This window comes from Streptomyces sp. NPDC006997 (genome assembly GCF_040635175.1).
In the GTDB taxonomy this organism is placed as follows: Bacteria; Actinomycetota; Actinomycetes; order Streptomycetales; family Streptomycetaceae; genus Streptomyces.
Window position 1 is genome coordinate 93,674 of sequence record NZ_JBEYHH010000008.1, and the last position, 22,545, is coordinate 116,218.

Consider the following 22,545-nt stretch of genomic DNA (forward strand, 5'->3'; position numbering starts at 1 on the left):
CCAGACGCACCTGTTTCCGGTCAGCCTTCGCCGTCCGACTCCCGGGAAGCCGCCTCGGCCGCCTTCGCCGCGGCGCTCCCCGGACGCTTGCGAGCCACCCAACCCTCGATATTCCGCTGCTGGCCACGGGCCACGGCCAGCGAACCGGACGGCACGTCACGCGTGATCACGGAACCGGCGGCGGTGTACGCGCCGTCCCCGACCGTGACAGGCGCCACAAACATGTTGTCGGCCCCCGTCTTGCAGTGGGAGCCCACCGTGGTGTGGTGCTTGTGCTCACCGTCGTAGTTCACGAACACGCTCGCGGCACCGATGTTCGTGTACTCCCCGATCGTCGCGTCCCCCACGTACGACAGGTGCGGCACCTTCGTGCCCTCACCCACCGACGTGTTCTTGATCTCGACGAACGTCCCGACCTTCGACTTCACCCCGAGCCGCGCCCCCGGCCGCAGATAGGCGTACGGTCCCACGCTGGCCCGCGGCCCGATGTCGGCCCCGTCCGCGACCGTGTTGTCCACCCGCGCCCCGGCACCGACCCGGGTGTCCTTCAGCCGGCTGTTGGGCCCGACCTCAGCCCCCTCGGCCAGGTGCGTGTCCCCGAGGAGCTGGGTCCCCGGATGCACGACGGCGTCCTGCTCGAACGACACGGTGACGTCGACGAAGGTCGTCGCCGGGTCGACGACGGTGACCCCCGCGAGCATCGCCGCGGTCAGCAGGCGGTCGTTGAGGATGCGGCGGGCCTCCGCCAGCTGCACCCGGTTGTTGATCCCGGCGATCTCCCGGTGGTCGGCGGCGACGCACGCCCCGACCCGGTGCCCGGCCTCCCGCAGGATGCCGAGGACGTCCGTCAGGTACTCCTCGCCCTGGCTGTTGTCCGTGCGGACCTTCCCCAGCGCGTCCGCCAGCAGCCGCCCGTCGAACGCGAACACCCCGGAGTTGATCTCCCGGATCGCCCGCTGCGCGTCGGTGGCGTCCTTGTGCTCGACGATCCCGGTCACGGCACCGGTGGCGTCGTCCCGCACGATCCGCCCGTACCCGGTCGCGTCCGGCACCTCGGCGGTCAGCACGGTCACGGCGTTCCCGTCACCGCCGTGGGCGGCGGCGAGCCGCGCGAGCGTCTCCCCGGTGAGGAGGGGAGTGTCCCCGCAGACCACGACGACGGTCCCCTCGACCACACCGCCCAGCTCCTCCAGGGCCATCCGTACGGCGTGCCCCGTGCCGTTCTGCTCCGCCTGCACGGCGGTCCGGACGCCGGGGGCGGCCTCGGCGAGGTGCGCGGTCACCTGCTCCCGCGCGTGCCCGACCACGACGACGAGGTTCTCCGGCTCCAGCTCGCCGGCGGCGGCCAGCACATGGCCCACGAGGGAACGGCCACAGATCTCGTGCAGGACCTTGGGTGTGGCCGACTTCATACGGGTGCCCTCACCCGCTGCGAGAACGACGACGGCTGCCGGGCGAATGGCGCTCACGGGGTTGCCCTTCGGCTTTTGGGATGGGGTGGGGTGACATGCGCAGGATACCGGGGGGACTTGGGGGTGACATGGGAGCGGGCCCTGACTGGACTGTGCCAGTCAGGGCCCGCAGGGCAAGCAGCTCCCCCATCAGGATTTGAACCTGAACTTAAGGGACCAAAACCCTCAGTGCTGCCCGATTACACCATGGGGGATTAAACTCCACCAAACCGGACATCCGGTCAGGTCGCCGAGTTGGCACCCAACACTATGCCGTACCAGGCGCCCTCCATGCGACGGTACAGGTTGGCGCTCTGCTTGACGTAGATCATCAAGCAGCCGTGGTAGTCGTCACCTGTGTTCCTGCGGTTGGTTCGGGGGTTGTGCTTCTTCAGGGTGGCCCTGCTGAACGCGGATACGGGCACCCCGGCGACATCGGCCCAGTACCTCTCGGCGGCTTCGGTGTTCGCGGTCTCGTGAATGCTGACGCGAAGGGTCAGGCGGTCCCTTGTCACATCCAGCAGTTCCAGCCAGCGCAGGAAGACCTTGATGACGTTGGCGTCGCTGTTGATGAACTGCAGGACCTCGGTGCGGCGGTGCGGCTTGGACTTCGCTCCCTCGGCCCAGTAGAGCGCGACCCCCGTGAGGAACAGCTCGCGGTCCGATAGCGCGCCGACGGCTGCTGAGGCCGCCTGCCTCACCGCTTCCTGCTCCCGGTGCTGATGGGCGCGTAGCTGTGCGAGCCCTTCGTGCATGAGTGCCCGCTGCTCCTCTGGTGTGCGGCGAGGCTCCGGCTTCGGCAGGTCCCGTACCCACAGGGAGATCGAACTCTTCGAGCAGCCCAGTTCGACCTGGATCTGGTCGTACGTCCAGCCCTGGCGCCGTAGTTCGCGGGCCCGCTCCCGTAGGTCGTCCTTCGCGTTCGGGCGGCGGGTCCACTCCGGGGGTGGCTCGCCCTCCAGGAGGCGGTTGAGGATGTCGTTGTTGTCGACGTGGAGCCGGTCGCGGATCTGGCGACGGCTGAGGCCCGCGCGGCGCAGGGCGACGGCCTGTTCGCGCAGCCCCTCGAAGTCGGCGTACTTGTCCTGTGGATGTGCCATGGGCATACCGTCCGGGAGGAATGCCTGGTTCCGGGGCTGGATGCCGAGGGGTTCACCTGTTCGAGGGCTATCGCGACGTATCGCTTGCTGAAGTCGCCGGAAAACGGGTGGCGGGCGATCGTAGGCTGGAGGCATGACCGCGACGGGGGAAGAGGACGTGACGGCCCGGGGAGGGCCGCTGTGGTGGGAGCGGCGGCGCAGTGCCGTGCTCGACGGGGGGCTCGCGCTGCTGTCGGCCGCGGAGTGCGGGGCCGAGGGGGTCAAGTTCGCGGGGGACGCCGGGATACCGGTGGCGGTGGGGGTCGTCTTCGGACTGGTGGCCGGGTCCGCGCTGCTGGTGCGGCGGCAGTGGCCGATCGCCGTCGTGCTGGTCGCCATCGCGATCGCGCCCGCCCAGATGGGCTTCCTGATGAGCGTCGTCGGGCTCTACACGCTCGCCGCCTCCGAACTGCCCCGCCGGATCATCGCCTCGCTGGCCGGGATGTCGCTCGTGGGGACGTTGATCGTGACGTTCGTGCGGGCCCAGCAGGGGATGAACCGGGGGGAGTACGAGATCGGCGGGGACTGGTTCGTCCCCTTCATCTCGATTACCGCTTCGCTGGGTGTGACCGCGCCGCCGGTGCTGCTCGGGATGTACGTCGGCGCGCGGCGGCGGCTGATGGAGAGCCTGCGGGAGCGGGCGGACAGCTTGGAGCGGGAGCTTCAGCTGCTGGCGGAGCGGGCTGAGGAGCGGGCCGAGTGGGCGCGCAACGAGGAGCGGACGCGGATCGCGCGGGAGATGCACGACGTGGTCGCGCACCGGGTGAGTCTGATGGTGGTGCACGCCGCGGCGCTCCAGGCCGTGGCCCGGAAGGATCCGGAGAAGGCGGTGAGGAACGCCGCGCTGGTGGGGGACATGGGGCGGCAGGCGCTGACCGAGTTGCGGGAGATGCTGGGGGTGTTGCGGAGTTCGGACGGGGCGGCGGAGCGGCCGGTGCGTGGCGTGGGGGCGGAGTCGGTGCCGCTGGCGGCGGTGGGGGTGGCCGCCGCGGCTGCCGCGTCCCGGGTCGCCGAGGAGGGCGAGGGGCCCTGTCTGTCGGAGCTGGACGAGTTGGTCGGGCAGTCCGCGGCGGCGGGGATGGCGGTGGACCTGTCGGTGGTCGGGGAGGTGCGGGACTACGCGCCCGAGGTGGAGCAGACGGCGTTCCGGGTGGTGCAGGAGGCGCTGACGAACGTCCACAAGCACGCGGCGGGCGCCAAGACGTACGTCCGGCTCGCGCACCGGTCGGCGGAGATCGCGATGCAGGTGGAGAACGAGCCGCCGCCGGAGGCGTCGTCGGCGTCGTCGGCGCGGTTGCCGTCCGGCGGGAACGGGCTGGTGGGGATGGAGGAGCGGGTCGCGGCGCTGGGCGGGGTGTTCGTGTCCGGGCCGACGGACGCCGGGGGGTTCCGGGTGTCGGCGGTCATCCCGGCGTCGTAGCACCCCCGGGTGGGGTCAGCCCGTGGTGAGGCGGACCGGTTCCATGCCGGTGACCAGGGTGGTGAGGGCCTGGTCGACGGTGGGGCCGAGGTACCAGTCGCCGGTGTGGTCGAGGGCGTAGACGCGGCCTTCGGCGTCGATGGCGAGGAGGGCTTCGGAGTCGGGTTCGGTGCCGAGGGGGCTGACCTCGGTGCCGAGGGCGCGGCCGAGGTCGCCGAGGGTGCGGGCGAGGTGGAGGCCGTGCATCGGGTCGAGGTGGACGGCGGTGGGGGCGAGCTGGCGGCCGGGCCCGGTGGGGGCGATGTGCAGGCCGCCGAACTCGGCCCACGCCTCGACGGCGGCGGGGAACACGGCGTGGCGGTGTCCGGCGGGGGAGGTGTGTTCGCGCAGGGTGTCGGCCCAGATCTCCGCCTGCTTGATGTCCCAGTGTCCGGGTTGCCAGCCTGCCGCGCGCAGGGCGGCGTCGACGGGGACGGGGAAGCGGGTGGATGTCGTGCGGTCGGTGTGCATCTGCCCTTCGATCGTGTGTCGGGTGGGTGCGGCTCGTGCGGTTCCGTACGTGGGTACGAGGGGTGGGCGCGGGGTGTTCAGCCGTTGGTCGGCGTCGGGTCGACGACGCGGACGCCGAAGTGGGCGCTGAGCGCGGCGCAGGCGCGGCAGGGCGCGGCGTAGCTGCCGTGCAGGGGGTCGCCGTCCTCGCGGATGCGGCGGGCGGTGAGCTTGGCCTGTTTGAGGGCTCTGCGTGCCTCGCCGTTGGTCATGGGTTTGCGCGCGGCGCGTTTGCTGCGGGCGGCGTCGGCGGTGGCGATGTGCCGGGAGATGAGGATGGTCTCGGCGCAGCGGCCGGTGTAGCGGTCGCGTTGGGCGCTGGTGAGGGTGTCGAGGAAGTCCTGTACGAGGGGGTGGAGGGCGGGTGGCTGGTCGCCGCGCGCGGCGGTGCCGGTGAGGGTGGCGCCGCGGACGGAGAGGGCGGCGGCGACGGTGGGGAGGATGCCGTCGCGGCGGTGACGGAGCGTAGGCGGTGCGGGTGTCTCGTTGGCGCTCCAGCCGACGCGTGGGTCGCCGGATGCGCTGGTGTGCGGCCCCGTCTGTGTTCCGCTCATGATCGTTTTTCCCCTCCAGTGCATCCCCCCGGCTGACACAGAGTGCCAAACGGCGTGGCTGGTGCGGAAGCTGGGGCGCCGCGACACGCCCGGTCGGGGCAGTGCGTCACGGTGGGGTGACGGCTGGTCACGGTGGCGGGGCGGTCGTGGAGGGGGTGGCTACCGGCGCCGGTGACCGGTGGGGTCGTACCGCATAGGCTGTCGGGCACCGCGCTTGCGCGGGCAACGCGTCGCGGTCGGGGAACGGTGTATCCGCCGGGTCCCGGGCGTGGAAGAGACGTGGGAGATCGGAAGTCGATACGGGGCGTGACGGCCGAGGGCGGTCGTCGCGGCCGTACCAGAGTGCCGCAGGGGGCAACCGCCATGACGACAGGTCGGCTCGGGCTGGGGGAACCTCCCGGCCGCCAGGCCGGGGGACACGCCGCGCCGCCGAACGCGGCCTATGCCGGGCAGGTCGTGCACTTCCCGGATCCGGTGCGGGCGTCGCGCCATCCGCGAGGGGTGCGGGTGGACGAGCGCGGCTATCCCGACTTCTCGCCGTACGCGCGCGCGGCGGCGGAGATCGCGGAGCCCCCGGAGGGCTTCGGTGTCGACGAGTTGCGGCTGACGGACTACGTGTCGGCGAACGCGGCGCTGGCGGTGTCCGGGCACGAGCTGTGGGACACGGTCCCGGCGGTGGCGACGCCGCACGGGTGGACGTGGCACCACGTGGCCGGGACGCGGCGGCTCGAACTGGTGCCGGTCGAGGTGAAGGCGCTGTTGCGGCACCACGGCGGGATCGCGACGGCGGCCGTCGACCACGGCAAGCGGGGCACGCGTCCGTTGCAGGAGACCCGGCCGGCGCACTTCGGGCTGCCGAAGGCGTCGGTGGCGGTGACCGAGGCGCAGGTGCTGGGGGTGGAGGAGGACCTGGGCTACCGGCTGCCGGGTGCCTACCGTTCGTTCCTGAAGGCGGCGGGCGGTTGCGCGCCGGTGGGGACGGCGCTCGACGCGGAGCTGGGGCTGCTGATCGACCAGCCGTTCTTCACGGTGCGGGACGAGGCGGCGGTCAACGACCTCGTCTACGTCAACAAGTGTCTGCGGGACCACCTGACGAAGGACTACCTCGGGGTGGCCTTCATCCAGGGCGGTCTGCTGGCGGTGAAGGTGCGCGGTGAGCGGGCCGGTTCGGTGTGGTTCTGCGCGTACGACGACGCGCGGGACACCGATCCGTCGGTGCCGCCCGCCGAGCGCGTGGCGCGGTTGCTGCTGCCGTGCGGGGACGACTTCGACGCGTTCCTGTCCCGGCTGGCGGGTTCTCCGCCGGAGTTGGACACGGTGGCGAACCTGATGGTGGACGGCGGTTTCGCGCGGGCGGTGCCGGTGGCGTCTTCTTCGGTGGGGGAGTGAGCTGGCCGTGGTGACCTTCGCGCAGGCGCAGGAGCGCGCCGAGGAGTGGATCAACGGGGACGTGCCGTCGTACCAGCACCGTGAGGTGCGGGTGCGGGAGTTCGGGCTGGGGTTCGTGGTGTGGGCCGAGGACCGTGCCGACGGGCCGCGTTCGGACGGTGGTGCGCAGCGGCTGGTGATCGCCCGGGACAGCGGGGAGGCCACGTTGTGGCCCTCGCTGCCGGTGGGCGAGGTGATCCGTCGTTACGAGGAGGAGTACGGCGGTCAGGCGGACGCCGTGGCCGACGCGCCGCCCGCGCCTCCGGCCCGGGTGGACCTCAATCAGACGTCGTTCCTGCTGACGCCGCCGGAGTGGCTCCAGGAGGCGGCGGACCGGATGGGGATTCCGGACCGGCGGGAGGGGGCGGAGACGCCCGCGCGCCGGGAGCCGGAGCCGTCCGGTGCGTCCGGGGGGTCGGCCACGTCGTGGCCCGCCGCCGGGGGCGGTGACGACGCCGGGCTGCCGGGGGCGCCCGCGGGGGCTACGCCGTGGGCGGGGACGGACACCAACGGCGACGCTGGTGAGGACCGTTCGGTGCCGCTGCCGGAGACGGTGTACGCGCCGCAGCTGAGCGACCCGGGAGCGGGAGCGGGCTCGGGTGCGGGGTCGCGGGGCGGCGCGGCGGGTACGGGGGCGCCGCCGCCGGAGGCTCCCACGGCGCTGATGTCGGGGGGCAGCCAGCTGCCGCCTACGGCTGTGGCGCCGGTGGTGGGCGGGCCGGGGGCGCCGGGTGCGCCCGGGGCTGGGCAGACGCCGCCTCCGGGGATGCCGGGAGCCGGGCAGACGCCGCCTCCGGGAGTGCCGGGTGCGCCGGGTGTTGGGCAGACGCCGCCCCCGGGTGCGTCGGGAGCCGGTCAGACGCCTCCTCCGGGGGTGCCGGGCACGCCGGTCCCTGGTCAGACGCCTCCCCCGGGGATGCCAGGGGGTGCGCCGGGTGTTGGGCAGACGCCGCCCCCGGGTGCGTCGGGAGCCGGGCAGACGCCTACCCCGGGGGTGCCGGGCACGCCGGTCCCTGGTCAGACGCCTCCCCCGGGGATGCCAGGGGGTGCGTCGGGTGTTGGCCAGACGCCGCCCCCGCCGCCCCCCGGCGGAGCCGGTCAGACGCCGCCGCCTCCCGCCACGCCCGGCGCCCCGGAGCGACCGCTCCCGCCGCACGCCGGGGACATCGCCGACGCCGCGACGAGCAAGGCCGCGCCTCCGCCGCGCCGGGGCGGGGGCATGGCGCCGCCGCCTCCGCCGGGGGCGCCCGGTGCGCCGGGTGCGCGGACCGGGGGCGCGACTCCGCCGCCGCCCTCGCCGCCCGGTGCGCCGGGAAGCGCGGGCGGTACGGGTGGGGCGTACGTACCCACGCAGCTGGTGTCCTCCCTCGGCCCCGACGGCCCTGGTACGCCGCCGCCCGCCCCGGGCGCCCCTACCCCTCCGGGCCCGCCCGGCGGTGCCGGTACCCCGCCGGGGAACGTGCACCACGCCGCCACGATGCTGGCCAACCCCGACCCCGCCGGCCCGGGAGCCCCGGGCGCACCCCAGCCGCCCGGCGCGCCCGGCGCCTCCGCCGGCGGTGCGGGGGGTGCCGTACACCACGCCGAGACCATGCTGTCCACACCGCCGGTCGGCGGCCCCGGCGCACCCCCGCCGCCCCCGGCCCCGCAGCCGATGCCGCCCGGCCCGCCCGGGGGGCCCGGCGCGGTGCCGCCCCCGCCCGGTCCTGGCGGCCCGCCCCCGGCGTACGGCTACCCGCAGCCGCCCGCCGGTCAGCCGACCGTCGGCCCCGGCTACCAGGCCGTGCTGCGCTACCGCGCGCCGGACGGTTCCGAGCAGCAGCTGATCCGGCGTTCCGCGCCGGGCACGCCGCACCCGGAGTGGCAGATCTTCCACGAACTGCGGGCCATGAACGTGCCCCCGGACCAGGTCCTGGAGCTGCACACGGAGCTGGAGTCGTGCGAGCTGCCGGGCGCCTACTGCGCGCGGATGATCCGGGAGCAGTGGCCGCAGGCGCGCATCACCTCGATCGCGCCGTACGGCACGGATCACGCGAGCCGTCAGCAGGGGATGCGGCAACTCCTGGCCCACCAGGGCGAGTTGCACCAGGTCGCCGACGGTCCGGCGCGTCCGGCGCCGGTGCGGGCGCCGTTGCCGCCGGTGCAGCCGTTGCCGCCGGTGCCGCCGGAGGGCGTGGCGCAGGAGCTGGCGGCGGCGTTCGGGCCGGGCGTGTTCCGGTTCGAGCAGGCGGCGGTGTCCCGGCAGGGTGTGCCGCCGGTCGTGGCACACACGCTGATGATGGCGGGCCTGCCGCTGGACATGGGTCCGTTCTTCTGGGCGCAGGCCCAGCCGGGGCGGCCGGTGCCGACGCTGGCGGAGCTGGCCGCCGAGCGCGGGGTGCAGCCCGCGCCGGACGCGGGGTCGTACCTCGTGATGGGCAGTGACTTCGGCAAGGCGGTCTGTGTGCAGTACGGGACCGCGCACATCGTCGCCGTGCCGGTGGAGGCCGGTCCGGGCGGTGCGCCGGTGCCGCCGCAGTTCGTGAACACCGGGCTGCCGGAGTTCGTGCGGTGCCTGGCGCTGCTCGGGCGGATGTGGCGGCTGCGGTTCGGGCTGAACCAGGAGCAGGCGGGCCGCTGGACGGTGGACTTCCAGGCCCAGCTGGCGGCGCTCGACCCGGCGGCGCTGGGCTCGCCGGAGAGCTGGTGGTCGGTGCTGCTGGAGCAGATGTGGGACGGGCTGCTGTAGGGCAGTCGGTCGGCTGAGGGCCGGAACTGGGTGTGCGACCAGTTCCGGCCCTTTTGTATGCGTAACTTATAGGCGGAGTGTCGCGTTATGAACACTTCCATCTGATCCATCAAGATGTGCGCGAAATAGACGTGTTTCGTGTGACCGGTGGAGAGGGGTACCAGGGTGACCAGCGCATTGATGCCGCCCTATGGGTTCACGACCGTGCGGGGGCGTGGCTACCGGCCTGAACAGGTGGAGTCCTTCGCCGCGGCACTCTCCGCCGACCGGGACGCCGCGTGGGAGCGGGCCGCCCGTCTCACCGTCCTCGCCCGGGAGATGGACGAGGAGGCGGCGGAGCTGCGCGAGACGGTCGCGCACCTCAGACCGCAGACCTACGACACGCTCGGGGAGCGCGCCCGCCGCCTCTTCCTGCTCGGGGAGGAAGAGGCGGCGGACGTCCGGGAGCGGGCGCGGGCCGCGGGGCGCGAGGAGCGGGCGCGGGCCCGGGAGTGGGCGGACGACGTGCTGGGCAAGGCCCGGGAGTACGCCGACGGGCTGCGCGCCGACGCCGAGGAACACGCCCGTCAGCGGCTGCTCTCGGCGCGGGCGGAGGCCGACGAGATCCGGGTGGACACCCGGCGCGAGGTGAAGGAACGGCGCTCGGAGGCGCTCGGCGGGTTGCGTGAGGCACGTCAGCGCTCGGACGCGCTCCTCGCCGAGCAGGAGAAGGAGCACGCCGAGCGCGGGGCGGCGGTGGAGCGGGAGGCCGCCGAACGCGCCGCCGCGCTCGACGAGGAGCACACCGAGGCGGTGACCCGCGCCGAGGCCGCGCTGTCCGAGGCCACGCGGGGCCTCACCGACGCGGAGGAGTCCGCCCGGCGCTGGCAGGAGGAGGCGGACGCCCGCGCCGGGGAACTCCTCCGCGAGGCCCGTGCCCACGCCGAGCGCGTCGCCCGCGAGACGGAACGGGTGCTACGGGAACACGGCGAGCGCTGGGACGAGGTGCAGGCCCACATGGACCACGTCCGCAGCAGCCTCACGGCCCTGACCGGCGGTCACGCGGTCACGGAGTGAGCCGCTCCGCCGCGGGCGGTTGCTGCGGACGGTGTCGCGGCGCCGACCGGCGTGGGCTGCGGGTCAGGGTGATCTGGCGGACCGCCTGTTGGAGGCAGGCCAGGGCGGCGAGGCCGGGGAGGGCGGCCGAGACGCTGTCCAGGAAGGTGTTCGGGGCCTGGACGACGCACAGGACGACGGCGATCGTGGAGAAGAGGATGACCATGCACCAGGAGTGCATGGCGCGGCGCCGGTGCAGGGCCGCCCGGAGGATGGAGAGCGCCGCGACCAGCCACGGGCCGTACACCAGCAGCGGCCACCAGGCGACGACCCCGCCCTCGGCGCGTGCCGCGGCCACCGCGCGGAGCGGGTCGCTGGCGACCATTCCGCTCAGGAAGCTCACCGCGGACGCGATGACCGCCGCGAGCGCCGCGACCAGGTAACTGATCGACCGGAGCGCGTTCAGGCGTCGGTGTTCTCGCACTTTGCGGTGACTGCGCGTGGGTTTTCTCAGGGGTGGCAGTTCCGCGGTGATTTCCTGAAGATTACTCAGGGGCGTACCGGCGGCCGGGGCGGTCACGGATTCCTCGTCGCGGGGCGCGGGGATGAGCGGCGGCTCGTCGGTCATGGCTTCCTGGAGCATCCAGGCCAGTTCCTCGGCCGGGTCCCACGCCGAGTCCGGCGGCACCAGGGGAATCGAGCGTACTCGGCCGTATTCGGTCTCTTCGTCGCGCATGACCCGGCCCGGTTATTCCGGTTTCCCCGTAAGGCAGCCGCTCTCGCATCTGAGCCATCGTTGGGCGAGGTCGGCCTCCAGGGCCGCCATCGCGTCGAGGAATTCCGGCAGCAGGGACTCGGTCGCCGTCGGGTCGACCGGTCCGTCCTCGGTTGCCTCAGTCATATCCCGACTAACGTCGCCTCACTCCGCCGGATGCGGGGCAGACGAGTGAATAGGCGCGCTGATTATTATCCCTGTGCGAAAAACGTAAGGAATGCGCGCCAGGCCGTAGGGGAGAACACCAATGCCGGGCCGGTGGGGTTTTTGCTGTCGCGGACGGCCCCCACCTCGTCGTTCACTTCGAGGCAGTCGCCGCTGTCTCCTCCGCTGTGACTGGACTTGCGCCAACCGGACAGCATCGAGGCGTCAGAGATGGTCGGCTCGCTGCGCTTCATGCTCGTAATCCTCCGTGACGGACCTGAACAGCTCCAGGGACTCCCGGTGCGACAAGGCATCGCCCAGTGCGTGATCGTAGGCCTTCTGGCACTCGCGGACCACGGACGGGAGTTCCCACAGGCGGCCTGACTTCAGGCCCTCCACGTAGGCGACGGGCGGCAGGTCCTCGAACCACATCAGCGAGACGAACCCTTCCAGCAGGGCGTGGTAGCCGCGTGAGAAGGGCAGCACGTGGACGCGGATGCGATGGCTCTCCCCGAGGGCCACGATGTGCCGGAGTTGCTCGCACATCACGGCGGGGCCGCCGATGGGGCGCCGTAGGACGGCCTCGTCGAACATGGCCCACACCACGGGGGAGTAGAAGTCGCGGAGGATGCGGCCGCGTTCGAGGCGGGTGGCGAGGAGCCGGTCACGGTCCTCGGTGGTCCTCGGTGAGGCTCCGGAACTGAGGACCTCGCGCGCGTACGTCGGCGTCTGCAGGATGCCGGGCACCAGCTTCGGGGCGTACAGCCGGATCTCGGTGGCCTTGCCCTCGAACTCCATGGCCCCCTTGAAGTGTTCGGCGACTTTCCGTCCGTCCAGGACGGGTAGGAACCGCTCGAAGAAGCCGCCCGCGGCCAGGACCCGATCCAGCCGCCGCGCGTCCTCCACGTCCGGTCGGCGCCGACCCCCCTCGATGTGGGCGATGTGCGTGCGCGACATCACGACCCGCTGGCTCAACTCCTCCTGCGTCAGCCCCGCCGCCTCCCGCCGCACCTTCAACTCCTGGCCGTACTCCTCCCGCGACCGCGGGTTGTCCTCGATGGCCACCTGCTCAACTCCCCTCCGTGCGCACCCCGTTGTCACGCTCTGTCATCTTCCGAGGTTACTTGTCTCGGCCGCATCCTGTGTACGGAACAGCACAGAAGGTGAGAATCCAGTGGTGATGGACGACGAGCGTGACGAGCGCGACGACGACGGTGATGCCCCCGGCATCACCCTCCGTGTCTCCCGGGACGGTGGACGGACCTGGGGGCCGACCGTGGTCTTCCGGCCGTCGAAGCAGTACGTGCCTATCGACTCCTTGGGCCGGTTCCCGCCGTGTGCGTGTCCTCGATGCCGGGGTCGGGAGCGGTGGTGAGGACCGGGAAGCGGCGCGGGGCGAGGAACAGCAGGACGAGGAAGGCCAGCGCGGCGGCGCAGGACGCGCCCAGGTAGACGGCGTGGACGGCGTCGGCGATCGCCCCGCGTACCGGTTCCGGGGCGGCCGTCCCGGCGTCGTAGCCGCGGGTGACGGAGTCGAGGTCGCCCGCGCCGCCGAGGCGGGCGGCGAGGACGCCGTTGGCGACGGCGCCGAACAGGGCCGCGCCGACGGTCTGTCCGGTCTGGCGGCAGAAGAGGACGGAGCCGGTGGCGGTGCCGCGTTCGGCCCAGCCGACGGTGGACTGGACGCCGACGATGAGCGGCAGTTGGAACAGGCCGAGCGCGGCGCCGAGGAGGAGCATCAGGAGCGTCGGCTGCCAGGCGGAGCCGGGGTAGGGGAGGAACGGGAAGGCGAGGAGGACCAGGGACGCCAGGCCGATGCCGAGCATGGCCGTGGCGCGGAAGCCGATGCGGCGGTAGACGTGCTGGCTGAGCGCCGCCGACACCGGCCAGCTCAGGGTCCAGACGGACAGGACGAAACCGGCCGCCACGGGGGCGAGGCCCAGCACCGACTGCGCGTACGTCGGCAGGAACACCGTGGGCGCCACCATCAGCAGGCCCAACGCGCCCAGGGCGAGGTTCACCGCGGCGATCACGCGGCGGCGCCAGACCCAGCCGGGGATGATCGGTTCCGCCGCCCGGCGTTCGATCAGGACGACCGCCGCGACCAGGACGGCCCCGGTGCCGAGGAGGGTCAGGGAGGGGGCGGACAGCCACGGCCACGCCACCCCGCCCTGCACCAGCGCCGTGAGCAGCGCGCCGCCCGCGGCGAAGACGGCCAGGGCGCCCGGCCAGTCGACGCGGGGCCGGGCGGCGGCCCTCTCGCGGGCGGGCTCGTGCAGATGACGGACGATCAGCCAGAGCGCCACCGCGCCTATCGGCAGGTTGACGAGGAAGATCCAGCGCCAGTCGGCGTACGTGGTGAGCAGCCCGCCGACCGCCGGGCCCGCCACCGCGGAGACCGCCCACACGGTGGAGAGCCGGGCCTGGATCCTCGGGCGCTGTTCGAGGGGGTAGAGGTCGGCGGCGAGGGTCTGGACCGTGCCCTGGAGGGCGCCGCCGCCCAGGCCCTGCACGATGCGGAAGGCGATCAGGGCCCACATGCTCCAGGCCGCGGCGCAGAGCAGCGAGCCCACGAGGAAGATCGCGGCGCCGACGACGAGGACCGGCTTGCGGCCGAAGGTGTCGGAGAGCTTGCCGTACACGGGCAGGGTGACGGTCACCGCGAGCAGGTAGCCGGAGAACAGCCACGAGAAGACGGAGAAGCCGCCCAGGTCGCCGACGATCTGCGGTACGGCCGTGGAGACGATGGTGGCGTCCAGTGCCGCCAGCGCCATGGCGAGCATGAGCGCCGCGACCACCGCTCTCCGGTTGCTGGTTGTCGTACGTCCCGTCTGTTCCGCCGTGTCGCCCACCCCGGGTGCCTCGCTTCCTGTCCCCGTGCCCATGCCCCTTGCATCTATCTGCCGTCGGACAGCTTCCCACTTGAGCCTGACGTGGCGGGAGGGTGGAGAGTGGATGCGCCCGTGGGGGGAGGTGACCCCTACCCGGGGTCAGCCTGTGGGTGGAGCCCCCTAGGGGTAGATCCGTACAACGTCTCGGGGAGGGTTGGTACCGGCGGAGGACGAGCCGGGGGCGGGGGAGTCCTTAACCTGGCTTTACGCCGCGGGGGAGCGGCAGGTCGTACAGGCCGCAGCTCGGGGGGTGGGGTTTTCCCCCGCACAAGAGGGGGCCGTGCACCAGCGCGCCGCACCCCTCCTGGCGGCCAGACTCAGAGACGTACCGCAGGACTTCGGAGCCCGGCGCCGCAGGGCTCGGACACCGACGTAGCTCGTATACCGACATAGGAGAAACACCGTGACTTCGGCTGTGACCATTCCCAGGCACGGGGGTACTGGAGGGCGTACGGCCGTTGCCGCGCGGGCGCGGCAGGTCGTGAAGGCGTACGGGTCCGGTGAGACCCGGGTCGTCGCCCTCGACCACGTGGACGTGGACATCGCACGCGGGCAGTTCACCGCGATCATGGGCCCCTCGGGCTCCGGCAAGTCCACGCTGATGCACTGCCTCGCCGGGCTCGACACCGTGACGGGCGGTCAGATCTACCTGGACGAGACCGAGATCACCGGCCTGAAGGACAAGAAGCTCACGCAGCTGCGCCGGGACCGGATCGGGTTCATCTTCCAGGCGTTCAACCTGCTGCCGACGCTGAACGCGTTGGAGAACATCACGCTGCCCATGGACATAGCCGGGCGCAAGCCCGACAAGGAGTGGCTCACGCGGGTCGTCGAGACGGTCGGTCTCGCGGACCGGCTGAAGCACCGGCCGACGCAGCTCTCCGGCGGTCAGCAGCAGCGGGTCGCCGTGGCGCGGGCGCTGGCCGCCCGGCCGGAGATCATCTTCGGTGACGAGCCGACCGGCAACCTGGACTCCCGCGCGGGCGCCGAGGTGCTGAGCTTCCTGCGGCGTTCCGTGGACGAGCTGGGCCAGACCATCGTGATGGTCACCCACGACCCGGTGGCCGCCTCGTACGCGGACCGGGTGCTGTACCTGGCGGACGGGCGGATCGTCGACGAGATGTTCAAGCCGACCGCCGAGACGGTCCTGGACCGCATGAAGGACTTCGACGCCCGGGGGCGCACGTCATGACCGTGCTCAAGACCTCGATGCGCAACTTCTTCTCGCACAAGGGACGCATGGCCCTGTCGGCCGTCGCCGTCCTGCTGTCGGTGGGCTTCGTCTGCGGCACGCTCGTCTTCACGGACACGATGACGACGACGTTCGACAAGTTGTTCGAGGCCACGTCCGCCGACGTCTCCGTCAGCGCCGAGGGCTCCTCGGACACCGGCGAGACGACCTCGGACAACGGCAAGCCGCCCGTCATGCCCGCGTCCGTCCTGAGCGACGTGACCGAGGTCGAGGGGGTGAAGGAGGCCGAGGGCGCCGTCTTCTCCACCTCCGTCACCGTCATCGACGCCGACAAGGACAGCCTCTCCCCGAGCAGCGGCGCCCCGACCATCGTCGGCAACTGGAACCGCAACGAGCAGCGCACCATGACCGTCACCGAGGGCGCCGCGCCGAGCGGCCCCGACCAGGTGATGGTGGACGCCGACACCGCCGACAAGCACCACATCGAGCTCGGCGACGAGATCGGCGTCATCACCGTCGTCGGCACCCACCAGGCCAAGGTCTCCGGCATCGCCGCCTTCGAGGTCACCAACCCCGGTGCCGCGATCTTCTACCTGGACACCAGGACCGCCCAGCGGACCCTGGTCGGTGAGCCGGACGTCTTCACCAACATCAACGTCACCGCCGCCTCCGGCGTCAGCGACGACCAGCTGAAGAAGAACGTCACCGCCGCCCTCGACGGCGACTACAAGGTCCAGACCGCCCAGGAGGTCGCGGACGCCAACGCCGAGGAAGTCCAGGGCTTCATGGGCGTCATCAAGTACGCCATGCTCGGCTTCGCCGGGATCGCCTTCCTGGTCGGCGTCTTCCTGATCATCAACACCTTCTCCATGCTGGTCGCCCAGCGCACCCGGGAGATCGGCCTGATGCGGGCCATCGGCTCCTCACGGCGGCAGGTCAACCGCTCGGTGCTCTTCGAGGCGCTGCTGCTGGGCCTGTTCGGCTCGGTGCTCGGCGTCGGCGCGGGTGTCGGGCTCGCGATCGGGCTGATGAAGCTCATGGGCGCCATGGGCATGAACCTGTCCACCGACGACCTGACCATCGCCTGGACCACCCCGGTGATCGGCCTGGTGCTCGGCGTCGTCGTCACCGTCCTCGCCGCCTACCTGCCCGCCCGCCGCGCGGGCAAGGTCTCCCCGATGGCCGCCCTGCGCGACGCGGGCGCCCCGGCCGACGGCAAGGCCGGTGCCGTACGGGCCGTGCTCGGGCTGCTGCTCACCGGCGGCGGCGTGTTCTCCCTCTACCTGGCCGCCGACGCCAGCAAGGCGACCGAGGGCTCCCTGTGGCTGGGCCTCGGCGTGGTGCTGTCGCTGATCGGGTTCGTCATCATCGGACCGCTCCTCGCGGGCGGTGTCGTACGGGTCCTCAGCGCCGTACTGCTGCGGATGTTCGGGCCGGTCGGGCGGATGGCCGAGCGCAACGCGCTGCGCAACCCGCGCCGCACCGGCGCCACCGGCGCCGCGCTGATGATCGGGCTGGCCCTGGTGGCCTGCCTGTCGGTGGTCGGGTCCTCGATGGTCGCCTCCGCGACCGAGGAGCTGGACAAGAGCGTCGGCACCGACTTCATCATCCAGAGCGACTCCGGGCAGCTCATCACCCCGCAGGCCGTCGAGGCCGTGAAGAGCGCGGACGCGGTGGAGCGGGTCACCGAGTACAAGTACCTGGAGGCCGACTACAAGACGCCCGACGGCAAGGTCCTCAAGGACACCGACATCACCGCCGCCGACCCGACCTACGCGCAGGACCTGCGGGTGGAGACGGTCCAGGGCGACCTCGCCGACGCCTACCGGCCGGACTCGATGTCCGTGCACGAGGAGTTCGCCGAGGACCACGGCATCAGCCTCGGCTCCAAGATCGCCGTGACCTTCGAGGGCGGCTCCACCGCCGAACTGACGGTCCGCGCGATCACCAGCAGCGACGGCGTCATCGACCAGGGCGCCAAGTACATGTCCATCGACACCCTCGCCACGTACGTGCCGGCCGACAAGATGCCGCTGGACATGCTGGTCTTCGCCTCCGCGAAGGACGGCCAGGAGCAGGCCGCGTACACCGCGCTGAAGTCGGCGCTGGACGGCTACCCGCAGTACACGGTCCGCGACCAGACCGACTACAAGGACGCCCTGAAGGACCAGATCGGGCAGCTCCTGAACATGATCTACGGCCTGCTCGCCCTCGCGATCATCGTGGCGGTGCTGGGCGTGGTGAACACCCTCGCCCTGTCGGTGGTCGAGCGGACCCGGGAGATCGGCCTGATGCGGGCCATCGGACTGTCGCGGCGGCAGCTGCGCCGGATGATCCGCCTGGAGTCGGTCGTCATCGCCCTCTTCGGCGCGCTGCTCGGCCTCGGGCTCGGCATGGGCTGGGGCGCCACCGCGCAGCAGCTGCTCGCACTGGAGGGGCTGAACGTCCTCGACATCCCGTGGCCGACGATCATCGGGGTGTTCATCGGATCGGCCTTCGTGGGGCTCTTCGCGGCGCTGATCCCGGCGTTCCGGGCGGGGCGGATGAACGTGCTGAACGCGATCGCCACCGAGTAGACCGCCGTACGCCACCGCATACGGGGGTTGCGGGGGCGGACAGCAGGCCCGGTGCCGGGGAGCCTTGGGGGGCTTCCCGGCACCGGGCGTTTCGGCTGCGCGCTCCCGGGTGACGCCTCTGTCCACAGGCCGGGCGTCATCCACAGGTCCGGCGGGCGTCGGTGCGGCGTCGTACTCTGGACAGCCCCGGTCGCGCTCCGCGCCGGGCCCTTCGTGTTGCCCCACGCGTTGCCCGTTTGAGAACACCAGGACACCCAGGACCCCGGTCCAGGACGGAAAAACCCTCCATGAGTCTGCACGGTCTGCTCGACGCCGTCGTCAAGGACGCCGCGCTCGCGGAAGCGATCAAGGCGGCTGCGGACGGCAACCGCATGAACGTCGACCTGGTCGGCCCGCCCGCCGCCCGCCCCTTCGCCATCGCCGCGCTGGCCCGCGAGACCTCCCGCCCGGTGCTCGCGGTGACGGCGACCGGCCGGGAGGCCGAGGACCTCGCCGCCGCGCTGCGCTCCCTGCTGCCGCCCGACGGCGTCGCGGAGTACCCGTCCTGGGAGACCCTGCCGCACGAGCGGCTCTCCCCGCGCAGCGACACCGTGGGACGGCGGCTCGCCGTCCTGCGCCGCCTGGTCCACCCGCGCGCCGACGACCCCGAGACGGGACCGGTCTCCGTCATCGTCGCGCCGGTACGGTCCGTGCTCCAGCCGCAGGTCAAGGGGCTCGGCGAGCTGGAGCCGGTGGCGCTCAGGAACGGCGAGAGCGCCGACCTGGGGGAGATCACCCGGGCCCTCGCGGCGGCGGCGTACGCGCGCGTGGAGCTGGTCGAGAAGCGGGGCGAGTTCGCCGTACGCGGCGGCATCCTGGACGTCTTCCCGCCGACCGAGGAACACCCCCTGCGGGTGGAGTTCTGGGGCGACGAGGTCGAGGAGATCCGCTACTTCAAGGTCGCCGACCAGCGCTCCCTTGAGGTCGCCGAGCACGGGCTGTGGGCACCGCCCTGCCGCGAGCTGCTGCTCACCGACGAGGTGCGGGCACGCGCGCGTGAGCTGGCCGAGGCCCACCCCGAGCTGGGCGAACTGCTCGGCAAGATCGCCGAGGGGATCGCCGTGGAGGGCATGGAGTCCCTCGCGCCGGTCCTCGTCGACGACATGGAGCTGCTGCTCGACGTCCTGCCGAAGGGCGCCATGGCCGTCGTCTGCGACCCGGAGCGGGTGCGCACGCGGGCCGCCGACCTGGTGGCGACCAGCCAGGAGTTCCTCGCGGCGTCCTGGGCGGCGACCGCGGGCGGAGGGGAGGCGCCGATCGACGTCGGCGCGGCCTCCCTGTGGTCCCTCGCGGACGTCCGGGACCGGGCGCGCGAGCTGGACATGATGTGGTGGTCCGTCTCGCCGTTCGCCGCCGACGAGGAGCTGACCTCCGACACCCTGAAGCTGGGGATGCACGCCCCCGAGAGCTACCGCGGCGACACCGCGCGGGCCCTCGCCGACACCAAGGGCTGGCTCGCCGACGGCTGGCGCACGGTGTACGTCACCGAGGGCCACGGCCCGGCCGCCCGCACCGCCGAGGTGCTCGGCGGCGAGGGCATCGCGGCCCGGCTGGAGATCGACCTGGGAGAGATCTCCCCGTCCGTCGTGCACGTCGGCTGCGGCTGCATCGACGTCGGGTTCGTCGACCCCGCGCTGAGGCTGGCGGTGCTCACCGAGACCGACCTGACCGGCCAGAAGGCCGCCGGGCGGGACGGCGCGCGGATGCCGGTGCGGCGGCGCAAGACCATCGACCCGCTCACCCTGGAGGCGGGCGACTACATCGTCCACGAGCAGCACGGCGTCGGCCGCTACATCGAGATGGTGCAGCGCACGGTGCAGGGCGCCACCCGCGAGTACCTCGTCGTCGAGTACGCCCCCGCCAAGCGCGGCCAGCCCGGCGACCGGCTGTACATCCCCACCGACCAGCTGGAGCAGATCACCAAGTACGTCGGCGGGGAGGCCCCCACCCTGCACCGGCTCGGCGGCGCCGACTGGACCAAGACCAAGGCGCGGGCCAAGAAGGCCGTCAAGGAGATCGCCGCCGACCTCATCAAGCTGTACAGCGCGCGCATGGCGGCGCCCGGCCACGCCTTCGGCGCGGACACCCCCTGGCAGCGCGAACTGGAGGACGCCTTCCCGTACGCGGAGACGCCCGACCAGCTCACCACCATCGCCGAGGTCAAGGAGGACATGGAGAAGACGGTCCCCATGGACCGCCTGATCTGCGGCGACGTCGGCTACGGCAAGACGGAGATCGCGGTCCGCGCCGCGTTCAAGGCCGTCCAGGACGGCAAGCAGGTCGCCGTCCTCGTCCCCACCACGCTGCTGGTGCAGCAGCACTTCGGCACCTTCAGCGAGCGGTACGCGCAGTTCCCGGTGAGCGTGAAGGCGCTGTCCCGCTTCCAGACCGACACCGAGGCGAAGGCGACCCTGGAGGGGCTGCGCGAGGGCTCGGTGGACATCGTCATCGGCACCCACCGGCTGTTCTCCTCCGAGACCAAGTTCAAGGACCTCGGGCTCGTCATCGTCGACGAGGAGCAGCGCTTCGGCGTCGAGCACAAGGAGCAGTTGAAGAAGCTCCGTGCCAACGTGGACGTGCTGACCATGTCCGCCACGCCCATCCCGCGCACCCTGGAGATGGCGGTCACCGGCATCCGCGAGATGTCCACGATCACCACGCCCCCGGAGGAGCGCCACCCGGTGCTGACCTTCGTCGGCCCGTACGAGGTGAGGCAGATCGGCGCCGCGATCCGCCGCGAACTGCTGCGCGAGGGCCAGGTCTTCTACATCCACAACCGGGTCGAGTCCATCGACCGGGCGGCGGCCCGACTGCGGGAGATCGTCCCCGAGGCGCGCATCGCCACCGCGCACGGCCAGATGTCGGAGGCGGCGCTGGAGCAGGTCGTCGTCGACTTCTGGGAGAAGAAGTTCGACGTGCTCGTCTCGACGACGATCGTCGAGTCCGGCATCGACATCTCCAACGCCAACACCCTGATCGTCGAGCGCGGCGACAACTTCGGCCTCAGCCAGCTCCACCAGCTGCGCGGCCGGGTCGGCCGGGGCCGCGAACGCGGCTACGCCTACTTCCTCTACCCGCCGGAGAAGCCCCTCACGGAGACCGCGCACGAACGGCTCGCCACCATCGCCCAGCACACCGAGATGGGCGCCGGTATGTACGTCGCCATGAAGGACCTGGAGATCCGCGGCGCGGGCAACCTCCTCGGCGGCGAACAGTCCGGCCACATCGCGGGCGTCGGCTTCGACCTGTACGTGCGGATGGTCGGCGAGGCGGTCGCGGACTACCGACGGCAGCTCGAAACCGGCGAGATCGAGGAGGAGCCGCCGCTGGAGGTCAAGATCGAGCTTCCGGTGGACGCGCACGTCCCGCACGACTACGCCCCCGGCGAGCGCCTGCGCCTCCAGGCGTACCGCTCCATCGCCTCCGCCAACAGCGAGGACGACATCCGCGCCGTCCGCGAGGAACTCACCGACCGCTACGGCAAGCTGCCCGAACCCGTGGAGAACCTGCTGCTGGTGGCCGGGCTGCGGATGCTGGCGCGGGCCTGCGGGGTCGGCGAGGTCGTCCTCCAGGGCACCAACATCCGCTTCGCGCCGGTGGAGTTGCGGGAGTCGCAAGAGCTGCGCCTGAAGCGGCTGTACCCCGGGTCGGTGATCAAGCCCTCGGTACGGCAGATCCTCGTACCCCGCCCGAAGACGGCGAAGGTGGGCGGCAAGCCGTTGGTGGGGCGGGAGTTGCTGGGCTGGGTGGGGGAGTTCCTGGCGGCGGTGCTGGGGTCGTAGGCCGTCTCCCGGTCCCCCTCGGGCTGAGCGGGGACCACCGCCCCGGCGGCACCGGGCAGGCCCGTCGTCCGGGCCGCGGTGAGGCGTTCGCGCGGGCAGGACCAGGCGCGTCGAGCCCAGGCACCGCCGGGTACGGGGACGCCAGGACGACGGGACCGGCCAGTGGTCGCAGCCCCGGGAACCATGGGAAGCCGCCCGAGGGAGGAGGTCCCTAGGCGGCTCCGGTCCGTGGACCTCGGGGTGGTCGGCGGTCCTACTGCTGGTCGGGCCGGTCGCGGTCCATCCCGAGCCTGCCCTCGACCTGCTGCTGGGCGGCGTCGACCTGGTCCTCGTACTTGTTGCCCGTCCGCTTGTTGACCTGCCGTTCCACGGTGTCGGACATTTTCTTCTGCTTGTCCTTGTTCTGACCGTGGCTCTTGAACTTGTCGAAGATGCCCATCCAAGGCTCCTTCCGGAGGTGGCTCAAAACCGACGATACGCCGGGTATGTGCCGGATGCGCCTTTACGCCCTATGTGGTCTGGACCTCTCGCTCGCTACCGTGGCAGGTAGCGGGGCAGGCAAGGGGAGGTTGCACAGCGTGACAGGTATGAGGACGGCCGTCGTGGCCACGGTGATGGCGGCCGGTGTGCTGCTCGGCGCGACCGGGTGCACGGAGGACGTGACAGGCGCGGGCGGTACCGGCGGCGGTGCGCAGAAGGGCGGCGGGGGTCCGGCCCTCGCGGGCGCGGAGTCACTGACCGTGAAGGGGCGGGCGCCCAAGACCGGGTACGACCGGGACAAGTTCGGCAGTCCGTGGGCCGACACCGACTCCAACGACTGCGACACCCGCGTTATCTCTATG

The 22,545-nt window shown here is 72.2% G+C and carries 17 protein-coding genes and 1 pseudogene; 8 read left to right on the plus strand and 10 right to left on the minus strand.

Annotated features, from left to right (window positions below; all coding sequences use genetic code 11):
• Positions 1-20: 20 nt before the first annotated feature.
• The gene (gene glmU / locus ABZ659_RS10350; RefSeq protein ID WP_360215983.1) at positions 21-1,469 is read right to left on the minus strand and encodes a bifunctional UDP-N-acetylglucosamine diphosphorylase/glucosamine-1-phosphate N-acetyltransferase GlmU; all 1,449 of its coding nucleotides are present in this window, start codon (positions 1,467-1,469) and stop codon (positions 21-23) included.
• Between the two features lie 224 nt (positions 1,470-1,693).
• Positions 1,694-2,551 (minus strand): hypothetical protein, encoded by an 858-nt coding sequence (locus tag ABZ659_RS10355; RefSeq protein ID WP_360215986.1) that lies wholly within the window; start codon positions 2,549-2,551, stop codon positions 1,694-1,696.
• 133 nt (positions 2,552-2,684) lie between these two features.
• On the opposite strand from ABZ659_RS10355, the gene ABZ659_RS10360 reads away from it, so the two are divergent.
• Positions 2,685-4,010, plus strand: coding sequence for a histidine kinase (locus ABZ659_RS10360; protein WP_360215989.1), 1,326 nt, complete (start codon positions 2,685-2,687; stop codon positions 4,008-4,010).
• 15 nt (positions 4,011-4,025) lie between these two features.
• Here ABZ659_RS10360 and ABZ659_RS10365 read toward each other — a convergent pair whose 3' ends face one another.
• Together ABZ659_RS10365 and ABZ659_RS10370 are read right to left on the minus strand one after the other, a co-directional pair.
• Positions 4,026-4,520, minus strand: a complete 495-nt coding sequence (locus tag ABZ659_RS10365) for an SUKH-3 domain-containing protein (protein ID WP_360215992.1) — start codon at positions 4,518-4,520, stop codon at positions 4,026-4,028.
• Between the two features lie 77 nt (positions 4,521-4,597).
• Positions 4,598-5,113 carry a YwqJ-related putative deaminase gene (locus tag ABZ659_RS10370; RefSeq protein ID WP_360215995.1) on the minus strand — a complete coding sequence of 172 codons (516 nt, stop codon included), beginning with the start codon at positions 5,111-5,113 and terminating at the stop codon, positions 4,598-4,600.
• 363 nt (positions 5,114-5,476) lie between these two features.
• Between ABZ659_RS10370 and ABZ659_RS10375 the strand changes: the two genes are divergently transcribed.
• The 3 genes from ABZ659_RS10375 to ABZ659_RS10385 all read left to right on the plus strand — a co-directional run bounded on the left by ABZ659_RS10375 (position 5,477) and on the right by ABZ659_RS10385 (position 10,325).
• The gene (locus ABZ659_RS10375) at positions 5,477-6,502 is read left to right on the plus strand and encodes an SMI1/KNR4 family protein (protein WP_360215998.1); all 1,026 of its coding nucleotides are present in this window, start codon (positions 5,477-5,479) and stop codon (positions 6,500-6,502) included.
• 7 nt (positions 6,503-6,509) lie between these two features.
• On the plus strand, positions 6,510-9,269 hold the full coding sequence (locus ABZ659_RS10380) for an SUKH-4 family immunity protein (RefSeq protein ID WP_360216001.1): 2,760 nt from the start codon (positions 6,510-6,512) through the stop codon (positions 9,267-9,269).
• 180 nt (positions 9,270-9,449) lie between these two features.
• A complete protein-coding gene (locus ABZ659_RS10385) occupies positions 9,450-10,325 on the plus strand; it encodes a cellulose-binding protein (protein ID WP_360216335.1) in 876 nt (291 codons plus the stop codon).
• Here ABZ659_RS10385 and ABZ659_RS10390 read toward each other — a convergent pair.
• The 5 genes from ABZ659_RS10390 to ABZ659_RS10410 all read right to left on the minus strand — a co-directional run bounded on the left by ABZ659_RS10390 (position 10,315) and on the right by ABZ659_RS10410 (position 14,108).
• Positions 10,315-11,040, minus strand: a complete 726-nt coding sequence (locus ABZ659_RS10390) for a DUF2637 domain-containing protein (protein ID WP_360216004.1) — start codon at positions 11,038-11,040, stop codon at positions 10,315-10,317. The two genes, ABZ659_RS10385 and ABZ659_RS10390, sit on opposite strands and share 11 nt — an antisense overlap.
• Before the next feature lie 12 nt (positions 11,041-11,052).
• Entirely contained in the window at positions 11,053-11,205 is a 153-nt protein-coding gene (locus ABZ659_RS10395; protein ID WP_360216007.1) for a hypothetical protein, read from the minus strand.
• Between the two features lie 65 nt (positions 11,206-11,270).
• Positions 11,271-11,477, minus strand: coding sequence for a DUF397 domain-containing protein (locus ABZ659_RS10400; RefSeq protein WP_360216010.1), 207 nt, complete (start codon positions 11,475-11,477; stop codon positions 11,271-11,273).
• The gene (locus ABZ659_RS10405; RefSeq protein WP_360216013.1) at positions 11,449-12,288 is read right to left on the minus strand and encodes a helix-turn-helix transcriptional regulator; all 840 of its coding nucleotides are present in this window, start codon (positions 12,286-12,288) and stop codon (positions 11,449-11,451) included. Before ABZ659_RS10405 ends, ABZ659_RS10400 begins: the two co-directional genes overlap by 29 nt.
• A gap of 242 nt (positions 12,289-12,530) precedes the next feature.
• On the minus strand, positions 12,531-14,108 hold the full coding sequence (locus ABZ659_RS10410; protein WP_360216016.1) for an MFS transporter: 1,578 nt from the start codon (positions 14,106-14,108) through the stop codon (positions 12,531-12,533).
• Between the two features lie 409 nt (positions 14,109-14,517).
• On the opposite strand from ABZ659_RS10410, the gene ABZ659_RS10415 reads away from it, so the two are divergent.
• The 3 genes from ABZ659_RS10415 to mfd all read left to right on the plus strand — a co-directional run bounded on the left by ABZ659_RS10415 (position 14,518) and on the right by mfd (position 21,703).
• Positions 14,518-15,306 (plus strand): ABC transporter ATP-binding protein, encoded by a 789-nt coding sequence (locus ABZ659_RS10415; protein ID WP_360216019.1) that lies wholly within the window; start codon positions 14,518-14,520, stop codon positions 15,304-15,306.
• Positions 15,303-17,882 (plus strand): FtsX-like permease family protein, encoded by a 2,580-nt coding sequence (locus ABZ659_RS10420; RefSeq protein ID WP_360216022.1) that lies wholly within the window; start codon positions 15,303-15,305, stop codon positions 17,880-17,882. The genes ABZ659_RS10415 and ABZ659_RS10420 overlap by 4 nt, the downstream gene beginning before the upstream one ends.
• A 287-nt stretch (positions 17,883-18,169) precedes the next feature.
• Positions 18,170-21,703: a transcription-repair coupling factor gene (gene mfd / locus ABZ659_RS10425; protein ID WP_360216025.1), complete on the plus strand. Its 3,534-nt coding sequence runs from the start codon at positions 18,170-18,172 to the stop codon at positions 21,701-21,703.
• Between the two features lie 253 nt (positions 21,704-21,956).
• On the opposite strand, the gene ABZ659_RS10430 is transcribed toward mfd, so the two are convergent.
• Positions 21,957-22,142, minus strand: a complete 186-nt coding sequence (locus tag ABZ659_RS10430; RefSeq protein WP_360216028.1) for an antitoxin — start codon at positions 22,140-22,142, stop codon at positions 21,957-21,959.
• A gap of 175 nt (positions 22,143-22,317) precedes the next feature.
• Between ABZ659_RS10430 and ABZ659_RS10435 the strand changes: the two are divergent.
• A pseudogene (locus ABZ659_RS10435) lies at positions 22,318-22,533 on the plus strand (hypothetical protein); the annotation flags it as partial.
• Positions 22,534-22,545 lie beyond the last annotated feature (12 nt).

Excerpts from the sequence above, each read along its gene's own strand:
- ABZ659_RS10355 (WP_360215986.1), bottom strand. The coding sequence starts at position 2,551 with ATGGCACATCCACAGGACAAGTACGCCGACTTCGAGGGGCTGCGCGAA.
- ABZ659_RS10360 (WP_360215989.1), top strand. The coding sequence starts at position 2,685 with ATGACCGCGACGGGGGAAGAGGACGTGACGGCCCGGGGAGGGCCGCTG.
- ABZ659_RS10365 (WP_360215992.1), bottom strand. The coding sequence starts at position 4,520 with ATGCACACCGACCGCACGACATCCACCCGCTTCCCCGTCCCCGTCGAC.
- ABZ659_RS10370 (WP_360215995.1), bottom strand. The coding sequence starts at position 5,113 with ATGAGCGGAACACAGACGGGGCCGCACACCAGCGCATCCGGCGACCCA.
- ABZ659_RS10375 (WP_360215998.1), top strand. The coding sequence starts at position 5,477 with ATGACGACAGGTCGGCTCGGGCTGGGGGAACCTCCCGGCCGCCAGGCC.
- ABZ659_RS10385 (WP_360216335.1), top strand. The coding sequence starts at position 9,450 with ATGCCGCCCTATGGGTTCACGACCGTGCGGGGGCGTGGCTACCGGCCT.
- ABZ659_RS10390 (WP_360216004.1), bottom strand. The coding sequence starts at position 11,040 with ATGCGCGACGAAGAGACCGAATACGGCCGAGTACGCTCGATTCCCCTG.
- ABZ659_RS10395 (WP_360216007.1), bottom strand. The coding sequence starts at position 11,205 with ATGACTGAGGCAACCGAGGACGGACCGGTCGACCCGACGGCGACCGAG.
- ABZ659_RS10400 (WP_360216010.1), bottom strand. The coding sequence starts at position 11,477 with ATGAAGCGCAGCGAGCCGACCATCTCTGACGCCTCGATGCTGTCCGGT.
- ABZ659_RS10410 (WP_360216016.1), bottom strand. The coding sequence starts at position 14,108 with ATGGGCACGGGGACAGGAAGCGAGGCACCCGGGGTGGGCGACACGGCG.
- ABZ659_RS10420 (WP_360216022.1), top strand. The coding sequence starts at position 15,303 with ATGACCGTGCTCAAGACCTCGATGCGCAACTTCTTCTCGCACAAGGGA.
- mfd (WP_360216025.1), top strand. The coding sequence starts at position 18,170 with ATGAGTCTGCACGGTCTGCTCGACGCCGTCGTCAAGGACGCCGCGCTC.
- ABZ659_RS10430 (WP_360216028.1), bottom strand. The coding sequence starts at position 22,142 with ATGGGCATCTTCGACAAGTTCAAGAGCCACGGTCAGAACAAGGACAAG.